Origin of the sequence: Bradyrhizobium sp., from assembly GCF_049691595.1 — a bacterium.
Classification (GTDB): Bacteria; Pseudomonadota; Alphaproteobacteria; order Rhizobiales; family Xanthobacteraceae; genus Bradyrhizobium.
The window spans coordinates 1-10734 of the sequence record NZ_JBAVNZ010000574.1; the positions used below are offsets into that span (position 1 = coordinate 1).

Sequence of the window (10734 nt, forward strand, 5' to 3'; positions counted from 1 at the left end):
GCCGGCGGCGGCGCCGGCTGGATCGCGCGCGGCGCGTCCGCGGCGCCGCCGGCGTTCCAGAATTTTACCGTGGACGCGCTGGATGCACACCGGCTCTATGTGGTCGAGGTCCGCCATCCCGTCGAAGTGCCCGGCAGCGAACGCGCGCACCTCCAGCAATGGCTGACCAAGCGTTGCGGCTGGGACGTCCGCGCGCCGGAACTGGCCGCGGCCGGATTGAAGCTCGTCGGCGGGCGGCTGCTGCCCGGCCCGACCGGACCGGCATCTTTTCTGATGTACGAGAGCGCCTCGGGCGAACGCTTCACGGTCTATACCGCCAGGGTGAAAGCCGAGGCGACACAGATGCGATATGCGGCACAGGGCAATGAAGGCGCGCTGTTCTGGGCCGATCGCGGCGTCGGATATGTCGTAAGCGGCGGCGCCGACCGCGGCCGCCTGACCCAGATCGCGCAGATGGTTTACGACCAGATAGAAAAAAGCGGTGGATAATGGCGCGACTGCCCCGAAAAAGCCAGAGAGGTACCCGAGTCACCCTCCTTGTCCAAATTCCGACATCGAAAATCTGGAATTAGGTCACTGACGCGTCTCATTATCGCACCGGATGATCACGCGAAATTGTCTCGCGTTCGATCCGCCGATCGGCGCAGTCGGCCTCGACTGGGGTTTGGTACCGCGCTGGTCCCCCATGTCGAGGCCGCACCCTTTTTGGGCGCAAGGCGCTGCTCTCCTACAAGGCGCCGCTCCCTTTTTAGGCGTTTTCCTCACGCGAGCCGATAGCTGCTTCACCCGAAATCGCCCCCGATCAGCCTAAATCGCTGCGCGGGTTGTAAGGGTGGGCGTCGTGCCATTTCTGCATCAACGCCTCGAGCTCCGCGTCGTTCCCGTCGGGCAGGATGATGCGGGTGGCGACATACAGGTCGCCTGTGCCGCCGGCTTTCGGCAAGCCCTTGCCCTTCAGGCGGAAAATCCGGCCGCTGGAAGTATTTTTCGGGATCGACAGTTCGACCGCGCTGCCGAGCGTCGGCACGCGGACCTTGCCGCCGAGCACGGCCTCATAGAGCGTGATCGGCAGATCGACACGCAAATCGCTGCCATCGACCTTGAAGAAGGCATGGGGCGCGATGCTGACGGTGATCAGGAGATCCCCGGGCGGATGGCCCTGGGCGGTCTCGCCCTGCCCTTTCAGCCGGATCTGCTGGCCGGCGGTGACACTGGCCGGGATTTTGACGTTGAGTTCCTTACCCGTCGGCAGGCGAACCCGTTTTTCCGCGCCGTTTACCGACTCTTCCAGCGACACCGTCATCGCGACGCTGAGATCGAGATCAAGGCCGATGCCGCCGGCATCGAACTCAAATGGACTGCTTCTGCCGGCGCGTGCGCCGCGGGCGGCACCGCCGAACATGCTGTTCAGGATATCCTCGAAACCGCCGCCGCCGCCCATGCCTCCCGGACCGGCCCCGCCGGTGCGGAAGGTATAGGATTCAAACCCGCCGCCCGGCGCGCCGGCACGGCCGCGCGGGTCACCGCCGGGAAAGCCCTGGAAGCGCGGCTTGCCCTCGGCGTCGATTTCGCCGCGATCGAATTGCTTGCGCTTGTCCTCGTCGCCAATGATTTCGTTGGCTGAACTGATCTCGGAAAAACGCGCCGCGGCCTTCGGATCGTTCTTGTTGCTGTCGGGGTGATGCTTCTTGGCGAGCTTGCGATAGGCGCTCTTGATCGCCGCAGCGCTGGCGCCCCGCGGCACCCCCAAGACCTCATAGGGGTCGCGCATCCGTTAGGTCTCCTTCACGGGAAAATCAGATCTGAATCTTTGGACCATTCGCCCCATTACGGCTCCATCTGGGGTCTCAGTGGCATTTTTGCAACTGCCCTCTGATATTCAACTCTGCCGCCAAGGCTTTAGCGTATGAATCTCCCACCGGCCATGCCCACCCTTGCAGGCCGCCCCTTGCAGCCAGCTTTCGGTGTGGCCATTGACATAGCTTGCCAGAAAATCCCGGCAGGTGCGCCCGTTCTCCGAGGCATAGCCGTCCGCCAGCGGCGTCACCGAGCCCCGCGCGCCGGTTTCGGGATTTTCCCAGGGTTGGCTGGCATCCTTGTCGCCCCTGGTCAGCACGTCGGAGGCGGCGTTGCGGGCAAAGGCGAGATCGCTCTCGGTCGGCTCCGGGGTTGGCTGAGCGGCGCGGATTGAGCCAGTCACGTTCCCCATTCGGGCGAAGGCGTCCTCGGTACGGACAAGGCTGCAGCCGCCCAAGCCAACACCGATTAGAATCAGTGTCATCACCGCGCCTGCCCGGCCGATCGCCGATAGGCCAACACGCCCGCATGTCCTATATAGGCCAGGCGACGCGCTCTGGGACGCGGACGGACGCAACTCGGGACTCCCAAATGACCGACACAACCTCCATCAAACACCCGGCACCGTTAACATCGGGTGATTTTACCGCCGCCGAGGAACCGTTTGCGCTGTTCGGGGAGTGGTTTGCCGAAGCCGTGAAGTCCGAGCCCAACGATCCCAATGCCATGGCGCTTGCAACCGTCGATGCCGACGGGCTGCCGGACGTGCGGATGGTGCTGATGAAGGGCTATGATACCGACGGTTTCGTATTCTACAGCCACACCGCCAGCGCCAAGGGCCGCGAACTCGCCGCAAATCCTAAGGCCGCTTTACTATTTCACTGGAAATCGCTGCGTCGTCAGGTGCGCGTCCGCGGCAACGTCTCGCCGGTGACGGAAGCCGAAGCCGACGCCTATTTCGCCACCCGGCCGAAGCAGGCCCAGTTCGGCGCCTGGGCCAGCAAGCAATCGCAGCCGCTGGAAAGCCGGTTCGCTTTCGAGCAGGCGATCGCGCTGGTCGCCGCCAGGCATGTGATCGGCGAGGTGCCGCGCCCGCCCGGCTGGAGCGGCTGGCGCATCGTGCCGAGGCGTTTCGAATTCTGGCATGACCGCCCGTTCCGCCTGCACGACCGCATCGAATTCCGCCGCGATGGTCCCGCGCAAAGCTGGAACAAAGTGCGGCTCTATCCCTGATGTCGATAGCCTGAAAGACCTCTATGCCGAGTTCCGCCAACACGCCGCGACGCACGATGCTCCTGACCGGAGCCAGCCGCGGCATCGGCCACGCCACCGTGATCCGCTTTTCCTCGGCCGGCTGGCGCGTCCTCACCTGCTCGCGGCATCCCTTCCCCGAAGAATGCCCGTGGGGCGCGGGCCCCGAAGATCACATCCAGATCGATCTCGCCGATCACGCCGATACGACGCGGGGGATTTCCGAGATCCGCCAGCGGCTGGAAGGCGGCGAGCTCCATGCGCTGGTCAACAACGCCGCGATCTCGCCGAAGGGCGCCGGCGGCGGACGGCTCGGCACCATGGACACCGATATCGACACCTGGAGCCACGTCTTCCGGGTCAACTTCTTCGCGCCGATCATGATGGCGCGCGGGCTGATCGAGGAATTGAAGGCCGCGAAGGGTTCGGTCGTGAACGTCACCTCGATCGCCGGTTCCCGCGTGCATCCGTTCGCGGGCGCGGCCTATGCGACCTCGAAGGCGGCGCTGGCCTCATTGACGCGCGAGATGGCGTCCGATTTCGGCCGCGTCGGCATCCGCGTCAACTCGATCGCGCCGGGCGAGATCGATACCTCGATCCTGTCGCCGGGTACCGAGAAGATCGTCGAACAGCAGATCCCGATGCGCCGGCTCGGCACGCCCGACGAGGTCGCCAAGATCATCTATGTCCTGTGCACGGAAACCAGTTCCTACGTGAACGGCGCCGAGATCCACATCAACGGCGGGCAACACGTTTAGCTCTTACACCCTCACCTGCCCTCTTTCGAAGTCCCGGGCAACCGGGCGCCCGATCGGAAAACAAGCATGCGCTTCGTCAGGCCGTGTATTCGCTCGACTTGAAGCTGAGATGCTTGACGCTTTCCGGCGCGTCCGCGATCTTGCGGATATTGCCCCAGGTCTGCTTGTAGTTCGGGATGATGAACTCATTCACGCCCGCCGACACGACGTTGCCCTGGACCCCTGTCGGATATGCAAACAGCATGAACGTCTGCTTCCGTTTGGCAGTCGGTGTCGGATAGACCATTGCCTGGGTAGAACCATTGTCGTTGTAGACCTCGACCAAATCCCCTTGCTTCAGCTTTAGCTCGGTCATGTCGTCGGGGTTCATCTGGATATAGGGGTACGGCATGTGATCCATGACGAACTCATTGTCCTGATCGAGATAGGCATTCTGCCAGATGATGTTGGCACGCCCGTTATTGACCAGGAACGGCCATTTTTTGCGTTCCTCTTCCTTGCCGGGTGCCTGCAGACCACGCCATTGCGTCTCCATGAATGTCGCTTTGCCGTCCTTGGAATTGAACTTGCCGTCGGCAAACAGCCGTTTGGTACCGATGATCTTGCCGTCCTGAAAACCGGTCGCCGGTTCCTGAAAACCATTGGTACCCATGGACCGCAGCCGGTCATAGGTGACGAACTCGCCACCCTTTTCGTGAGCATGGTAGCCGTCCATGAAGGCGTCTTCTTCGGTCTTCCAATCGAAGCCCTTGAACTTGTCGGCGTACTGCCCCTTGCCCTGCTCGCGAAGCACACGCTCCATATTGTTGGCAATGCGCGCCGCGATCAGGCTGTCCGGCATCGCCTGCCCCGGCGGGTCCATATACTTCTCGGTCAAACGCATCCGGCGTTCGCCATTCATGGAGGTAAGATTGGCTTCGCCCGAGGTCGCCGCGGGAAGCCAGACATGGCACGCCTCGCCAATCTTCGTCGGAACGATATCCACGTCGACCGCGAATAGTCCCCCTTTCTTGATCGCACCGGTGATGGCGTTCACCATCGCGGCACGGTCACCGTAGGGTACCGACATCATGGCGTCCTTCACGATGTCGGTGCGCTTCTTGTAAGCCTGCTTGAATTTGAACGCGTTGAGCGTTGTCTTGTAGTGATCGCATCCCCAGATGTGATGCACGCCGCCTTTGCCCTCGATCAGCAACTTGTCGACATAGGCTGCCGGCCGTCCGACATGCGCATCTGAAGGACGCGAGTAACCTTCCTGATGCCCGCCCATGCGAACGCAACCGCCGCCCGGTCGCCCGATATTCCCGGTGGCGAGCGCAACGTTCACGAGCGCCCCATTGGTGCGGTAATTGTCATTACCCCAGATCAGGCCCTTCTCGTACGCGAACATGGTGCGACGACGCGCATTGCCCGCCTTCGGCTGCGCGATCCATTCCGCCGATTTGCGGATCTGGTCAGCAGTAAGGCCGGTGATGCGAGCAGCCTCCTCAAGGCTGAGATTGTTGGCAGCACGCGCCTTGTCGAAGTTCTTGGTCGATGCGTCGATGAAAGCCTTGTCGGTCCAACCCTTGCCCGCAATGTAGGTTAGCCAGGCATTGAAGAGCGCGAGATCGGTGCCGGAGTTGATGGCAAGATGCATCACGTTGTCCTTGCCCGCCTCGACTTCGCAAGCGTTGACGGTGACGGTGCGCCGTGGATCAACAATGACGATCTTGCCGCGCTCAACCGGCTCGGAACCGAACTCGGTCTTCTTTTTGTCCATCGAAGTGCCGCGCAGATTCGGCACCCAGTGATTGAGGAAATAGTTGGTCTGGGTCTCGAGCGCGTTGGTTCCGACCGCGACAATGGTGTCGGCGAGTTCGGCGTCCTCGTAGCAATTGTTGAGCTCGCCGACGCCCATATCGCGGGTGGCGTGCACCTCGGAATTGTACGCGGGCCGGTTATGGATCCGAATGTTCTTGACCTTCATCGCCCCGAAATAGAGCTTCCCCGTGCCCCAGGTATTCTCGTAGCCGCCACCCGCACCACCGTGATCGAAAGCGGAAACAAAAAGCCCGTCCTCGCCCGTTGCATTGATGACCGCGACGGTAACGCGGGCGACAAGATCAAGTGCATCGCCCCAACTCGTTGGCTGCATCTGTCCGTACCGCCACACCATGGGATCGGTCAGGCGCTGGAGCTGGGTATTGCGCTGCTGCGAATAGCTCATCTCGGCCATGCGCGCGCCGCGTACCGAGCCAAGCCCCGAATTCACCACGCAATCCTTGTCGGGCTTGATAACGATATGCACGTCCTGGCCGTTCTGGCGCACAATGTTGTACATGGAAGGCGCGTACCAGGCGGCGGTCTCCGCAGCCTGCTGCTTGCCGAGATCGGCGCCGAACTTGTTTTGATCGGGAGCGGTGCCGCCCTGTTTATTGGTCGGCCAGCTATACGCCTTGTAGCCGCAGCCGACGATGCAGTAATGGCAGGTGACGTTGAATTCCTTGGCGTCCTTGGGGACGATCGGAAGGCGGTCGATCTGACGCTTGTAGGCCATGATCTTCTCTCCTCACAGCACGTTGGACAGGCGGCCGTACAAAAGCTCATCCACGCCTTCGGCGTAGATGTCGCCCTTGTCATCGACGCGCAGCGCGTATTGCGGAAGATTCTGGGTGGCTTGGCCCCAGATCTGGTGGCCACCGGATTCACAGTCGAAGCGAGAATAATGACCCGGACAGTTCAGCGTTTTATCGGCTGCCTTGTAGTTGAGCGGAAAGCCCTTATGCGGGCAGGTGGTGGAAAAACCAACGATGTCGCCATCGGCACCAACCCCGCCGGGAACGCGCCTGCCCAGTTTGAGCAGGACGCCCGGAGCATCCTTGTCCGGATAGGCGACCGTGAACGGTTCGTTCGCCTTCAGTTCGGCGATATTGGCGAGCCGGTTCGACGGATATTCGACACGCGCCGCTCCAGGAGCAGCTTTGGCCTGACCTGGCATCATGGTGGCCACCGCCGCTCCCGCGGCAGTAAATCCCGCACCGCCCAAGAATCTACGGCGGCCAGCATCGACCATTTTGTCGCAATGGCTCATGGACGTCTCTCCCGACCCACGCCGGTACGCCTACCGGCGAGATTTCCTCCCAGGGTCCGACCCGGTACGCCTACCGGCCGAGCATCTCGTTTGAAAATCTGTTTGCGAGCCGCGTTGGCCGCGCCATATGTCGAGATGTCTCGACATATCCAATAATGGAAACGTCATGGCTTGTCACCTGGTCGTCAGCTAAAAAGAATCGTGAACTTGGAATCACTGGATACTCAAACCAATGCGCAAGAACATGCTGGCGGCCGCGAGTCATGCAGGCCCGGTCCCGCCCGGAAAACGACTTAGCGACGTTTACGCGATTTCGGCGCTTGCGGCCCTGGCGCAACCCACGCGGCTCGCAATCTTCCGGTTGCTAATCAAGCACGAACCGGTGGGCATAACGGCGGGGGTGATCGCCGATACGATCGGTGCGCCGCACAATACGTTGTCGTCTCATCTGGCTATTCTGGTTCGCGCAGGCCTATTGCGGAGCTCTCGCGAGGGACGCACCATCATCTATCGTTCGGACGTCGACGGCATGCGAGCGTTATTGTCCTACCTGGTGAACGATTGCTGCAATGGGCACCCCGAATTGTGCGATCTCTTGTCGACAGCTCCCTCATGCTGTGAGCCTGTCCCGACGAAAACGGCCCTGCGACGCAATTCGGTTGTGTCCAAGCGGGCCCGCTAGGTGTCCCAGTGGCGGAATTCTGCCATGTCATCGTCGGGTAAACGAGCGAACCTGGTATCCAGAGATCGTTGGCACGAGATTGCCGGTTGATTCCTGGTTGGCGCCGGCGCGCCCGGAAAATGACGCCGTCTAATCAATCCGCCCAGGACTTCCGCAGCACGCCGCCGAGCTGCAGCGCCTCGACCGCGAGGGCGCTGGAACACTCGTCCTCGTTTTCGCCATCCAGCAGCGCCGCGCCGCAATGCCGGCAGATCAGCACTGCGATCGCCGGAGTCTTGCCGCCGAACGCGCGGTCGTGCTGATAGCGCGCCAGATCGATGACGTTGCCCGGTGAAATTATCGCTTTCTCAACCATGGCTTTCCTCGCGGCCAGAGACAGCGTTATCGCAGACAAGTTTCGCTCAAACGTTCAGCGCAACCCTCAAATTTTAGCGTAGAAATTGAGGCAGGCTTGCCGCGCCTCAAAATCCCGCGGCGCAGTTGCCCAACAATTAAAGCCACTTCTTCCACTTGAACAAAAAGTACGGCCCGATTGCCGCGGCCAGCATCAACAAGAGCGCCATCGAATAGCCGTGGGTCCATTCGAGTTCCGGCATCGATTTGAAATTCATGCCGTAGATCGAGGCGATCAGGGTCGGCGGCATCAGGACCACGGCCATCACCGAGAACAGCTTGATGATGTTGTTCTGCTCGAGATTGACGACGCCGAGCATGGCGTCGAGCACGAAGGTGATCTTGTTGGAGAGATAGGAAGCGTGGTCGGTCAGCGAAGCCACGTCGCGCTGCATGGTCTTGAGCTGCTCGCGCATGTCCTTCGAGAATTTGACGCCTTCCATCACCGCGGAGAGGAAGGTGACCAGGCGGCCGATCGACACCAGGCTTTCGCGCACCTTCGAGGTCAAATCGCCCTTGCGTCCGATCTGGATCAGGATTTGCGAATATTGCTTGGCGTGGCCGTGGCGTTCGCTCTCGGGTTCGAAGATGTCATGGGAGACCTGGTCGATGTCGGCGCCGCAGCGTTCCAGAATATCGGCGCAGCGGTCGATCACCGCATCGAGCAATTCCATCAGCACCATCTCGCCTGATATGCCGGGTGCGCATGCCCGCGCCAGCTTGTTCTCGACCAGCGCGAACGGCTTTGGCGCATCGTAGCGCACCGTCACCAGGCGATGGCCGGCGAGGATGAAGGTGACCGCCGTGGTTCGGGGCATGTCGGTATCGGACTGGCACATCAGCGTCGCCGTCATGTAGCGCGCGCCGTTCTCGATATAGAGGCGGCTGGAAATCTCGATCTCCTGCATGTCCTCCCGGGTCGGCACCGCGATGCCGGCCAGCCGTTCCACGGCGCGGTCCTCCCCCGCGGTCGGTCTCACCAGGTCGACCCAGACCGCGCTGTCCGGCAGTGCGGCGAGATCGGCGGCCGGGGCCTTCCTGAGCGAAACATCGGAGGGGACATACACCGACAACATGGGCAACTCCGGAGCGGGGGCACCATCGCACCCAAGGCGACTAAACGCGATTCTGGCAAGTGCTTCATGACGCCCGATTAACCGCCGATCCCGATTTATGGCGGCAGAATGGCTGGGGACGCGCCTCCGATTCGGCGGCGGCCGCGTTCCTGCTTAAAAAATCAGCCGGAAGCCGCAAAACTTGCGGCAAAAAAGCCACAGCAGGGGTGCCGCAGCGCGAACAACCATCTAAACGCTGGGAATGATGGCCGGTTTCGGCAATAATGGGAACAGCAGAATCGTGGCGTCTGCAGCACAGGGTTGGCGCTGCGAACGCAGGGGTATCGATTGGAAGTGCGCCATGTCGTCGCTTAAAGTTAAGTCGTCGCTTAAAATTAAATTGGGAATCCTGGCCGCCGGCCTGATGCTGTCGGGCTGCATGCAGGCTGCCACCTTTGAGGCGACCAATAGCAACAATTTCAAGCCGCGCGACAAGGAGCTGCTGTCGAAGGTCTCCTACACCAAGACCCCGGTTGCGGAACCCTTCCGCCGCGCCATCGTCGATTATCACCGCAGGGAGGCGCCCGGCTCGATCGTGGTCGATTCCGACAACCACTACCTTTACCTCGTGCAGCCGGGCGGCAAGGCGATCCGCTACGGCATCACCGTCGGCGAAGAAGCGATGGCCTGGTCCGGCATCGCCAAGGTCGGCAGCAAGACCGAGTGGCCGCCCTGGCACCCGACCAAGAGTGAAATCTCGCGGCTTGGCGTACCCACATTCGTGGCGCCGGGACCGGACAATCCGATGGGCTCGCGCGCGCTGTATCTGTATTCCGGCGGCAAGGACACGCTGTTCCGGATTCACGGCACCAACCAGCCCGAATATATCGGCGCGTCGATCTCGTCGGGCTGCATCCGCATGACCAACGAGGACGTGATCGATCTCTATGACCGCGTCGGGCTCGGGACGGTCGTCGTGGTGCTCGAGCCGAAGCACGGCGACTCGCCGTTCAATTCGCAGATGGCGCTGCAGGGCGGCAGCAACGCGGTTGCGGTGCAGTAACAGGCTGATCGCGGACGAGATCAAAGCGCCGGTTTTACCGGCGCTTTTTTGTTGGCCGCGGCTTGTTTGTTGGCTGCGGCCTGACCTCGGAATCATCCGGTTCGGCCGCTTCGGATTTGGCCGCATCGGATGTCGCGGCGACCTCGCGCGGCGGCGCCTGTTCCGGGCGCTCGGCCGGCAACAGCGGTGCGACCTGCGGCATCGGCTCCCAAACGCTCCACTGGCATATCCGATAGTTGTTCCGCCGCTCCATCAGATCGAGGTGGATGTGGTCCTCGTGATACCAGTCCGAGCCCGGACCCAGCACGGTCGAAAACCGCGTGCAGACGGAATGCAGCACGGTTTCGCGCAGGTCGCGCGGCACGGTGCGGTCGGTCAGCGAGATCGAGCGGCCGTCGGCGAGCTTGAAGGCGCGAACGTCGAGCGCATTGGCGCGGCCGTGTTCGGAGAGTTGGGCGCCGACGATGCGGTTGCGGCCGCGGCACTCGAACGAGTCGAAATTGTCGAGATCGCTGATCGTGCTGCCAAGGCTCACAGCGAGCGGCGCGATGTCGGTCCGGATCCAGTCGGCGATTTGCGCGGCCATGGCACAACGCAGGATCGCCGCGGGCTTCACCGACACCCGCCGCTTGTCGGTCAGCACGACCGCCTCCAGCCGCACC

The 10734-nt window shown here is 62.0% G+C and carries 13 protein-coding genes; 6 read left to right on the forward strand and 7 right to left on the reverse strand.

The features are described 5' to 3' along the window. The coding region (locus tag WCE35_RS23185) for an anti-sigma factor family protein (protein ID WP_424595645.1) at positions 1 to 489 on the forward strand (489 nt) is incomplete at its 5' end. A 313-nt stretch (positions 490 to 802) separates the two neighbouring features. On the opposite strand, the gene WCE35_RS23190 is transcribed toward WCE35_RS23185, so the two are convergent. Continuing rightward, positions 803 to 1771, reverse strand: a complete 969-nt coding sequence (locus tag WCE35_RS23190) for a DnaJ C-terminal domain-containing protein (protein ID WP_424595646.1) — start codon at positions 1769 to 1771, stop codon at positions 803 to 805. Between the two features lie 108 nt (positions 1772 to 1879). Next, the gene (locus WCE35_RS23195; RefSeq protein WP_424595647.1) at positions 1880 to 2281 is read right to left on the reverse strand and encodes an RT0821/Lpp0805 family surface protein; all 402 of its coding nucleotides are present in this window, start codon (positions 2279 to 2281) and stop codon (positions 1880 to 1882) included. Positions 2282 to 2388: 107 nt separating this feature from the next. Here WCE35_RS23195 and pdxH point away from each other — a divergent pair, with 107 nt between their 5' ends. After that, the gene (gene pdxH / locus WCE35_RS23200) at positions 2389 to 3030 is read left to right on the forward strand and encodes a pyridoxamine 5'-phosphate oxidase (RefSeq protein ID WP_424595648.1); all 642 of its coding nucleotides are present in this window, start codon (positions 2389 to 2391) and stop codon (positions 3028 to 3030) included. A gap of 23 nt (positions 3031 to 3053) precedes the next feature. Then, the gene (locus WCE35_RS23205; protein ID WP_424595649.1) at positions 3054 to 3806 is read left to right on the forward strand and encodes an SDR family NAD(P)-dependent oxidoreductase; all 753 of its coding nucleotides are present in this window, start codon (positions 3054 to 3056) and stop codon (positions 3804 to 3806) included. Positions 3807 to 3882: 76 nt separating this feature from the next. Here the strand turns inward: WCE35_RS23205 and WCE35_RS23210 are convergent, their stop codons facing one another. Continuing rightward, positions 3883 to 6345 (reverse strand): arsenate reductase (azurin) large subunit, encoded by a 2463-nt coding sequence (locus WCE35_RS23210; protein ID WP_424595650.1) that lies wholly within the window; start codon positions 6343 to 6345, stop codon positions 3883 to 3885. A 12-nt stretch (positions 6346 to 6357) separates the two neighbouring features. Further along, the gene (locus tag WCE35_RS23215) at positions 6358 to 6879 is read right to left on the reverse strand and encodes an arsenate reductase (azurin) small subunit (RefSeq protein ID WP_424595651.1); all 522 of its coding nucleotides are present in this window, start codon (positions 6877 to 6879) and stop codon (positions 6358 to 6360) included. A 232-nt stretch (positions 6880 to 7111) separates the two neighbouring features. Here WCE35_RS23215 and WCE35_RS23220 point away from each other — a divergent pair, with 232 nt between their 5' ends. Continuing rightward, positions 7112 to 7561 (forward strand): ArsR/SmtB family transcription factor, encoded by a 450-nt coding sequence (locus WCE35_RS23220; RefSeq protein WP_424595652.1) that lies wholly within the window; start codon positions 7112 to 7114, stop codon positions 7559 to 7561. A gap of 133 nt (positions 7562 to 7694) precedes the next feature. Here the strand turns inward: WCE35_RS23220 and WCE35_RS23225 are convergent, their stop codons facing one another. Together WCE35_RS23225 and WCE35_RS23230 are read right to left on the reverse strand one after the other, a co-directional pair. Next, complete coding sequence (locus WCE35_RS23225; protein WP_424595653.1) at positions 7695 to 7916, reverse strand: hypothetical protein; 222 nt, start codon at positions 7914 to 7916, stop codon at positions 7695 to 7697. 136 nt (positions 7917 to 8052) lie between these two features. Further along, positions 8053 to 9030: a magnesium transporter CorA family protein gene (locus WCE35_RS23230; RefSeq protein WP_424595654.1), complete on the reverse strand. Its 978-nt coding sequence runs from the start codon at positions 9028 to 9030 to the stop codon at positions 8053 to 8055. Positions 9031 to 9089: 59 nt separating this feature from the next. Between WCE35_RS23230 and WCE35_RS23235 the strand changes: the two genes are divergently transcribed. Further along, positions 9090 to 9275 carry a hypothetical protein gene (locus WCE35_RS23235; protein WP_424595655.1) on the forward strand — a complete coding sequence of 62 codons (186 nt, stop codon included), beginning with the start codon at positions 9090 to 9092 and terminating at the stop codon, positions 9273 to 9275. Positions 9276 to 9370: 95 nt separating this feature from the next. Next, positions 9371 to 10072 carry a L,D-transpeptidase gene (locus WCE35_RS23240; RefSeq protein WP_424595656.1) on the forward strand — a complete coding sequence of 234 codons (702 nt, stop codon included), beginning with the start codon at positions 9371 to 9373 and terminating at the stop codon, positions 10070 to 10072. 34 nt (positions 10073 to 10106) lie between these two features. On the opposite strand, the gene WCE35_RS23245 is transcribed toward WCE35_RS23240, so the two are convergent. Then, positions 10107 to 10734: extensin family protein (locus WCE35_RS23245; protein ID WP_424595657.1), on the reverse strand; the 628-nt coding region annotated here is incomplete at its 5' end.

What these genes read in the sequence shown, in the direction of transcription:
- WCE35_RS23190 (WP_424595646.1), bottom strand. Translation starts at nt 1,771, where the DNA reads ATGCGCGACCCCTATGAGGTCTTGGGGGTGCCGCGGGGCGCCAGCGCT.
- WCE35_RS23195 (WP_424595647.1), bottom strand. Translation starts at nt 2,281, where the DNA reads ATGACACTGATTCTAATCGGTGTTGGCTTGGGCGGCTGCAGCCTTGTC.
- WCE35_RS23210 (WP_424595650.1), bottom strand. Translation starts at nt 6,345, where the DNA reads ATGGCCTACAAGCGTCAGATCGACCGCCTTCCGATCGTCCCCAAGGAC.
- WCE35_RS23230 (WP_424595654.1), bottom strand. Translation starts at nt 9,030, where the DNA reads ATGTTGTCGGTGTATGTCCCCTCCGATGTTTCGCTCAGGAAGGCCCCG.
- WCE35_RS23220 (WP_424595652.1), top strand. Translation starts at nt 7,112, where the DNA reads ATGCGCAAGAACATGCTGGCGGCCGCGAGTCATGCAGGCCCGGTCCCG.
- WCE35_RS23240 (WP_424595656.1), top strand. Translation starts at nt 9,371, where the DNA reads ATGTCGTCGCTTAAAGTTAAGTCGTCGCTTAAAATTAAATTGGGAATC.
- WCE35_RS23225 (WP_424595653.1), bottom strand. Translation starts at nt 7,916, where the DNA reads ATGGTTGAGAAAGCGATAATTTCACCGGGCAACGTCATCGATCTGGCG.
- WCE35_RS23215 (WP_424595651.1), bottom strand. Translation starts at nt 6,879, where the DNA reads ATGAGCCATTGCGACAAAATGGTCGATGCTGGCCGCCGTAGATTCTTG.
- pdxH (WP_424595648.1), top strand. Translation starts at nt 2,389, where the DNA reads ATGACCGACACAACCTCCATCAAACACCCGGCACCGTTAACATCGGGT.
- WCE35_RS23205 (WP_424595649.1), top strand. Translation starts at nt 3,054, where the DNA reads ATGCCGAGTTCCGCCAACACGCCGCGACGCACGATGCTCCTGACCGGA.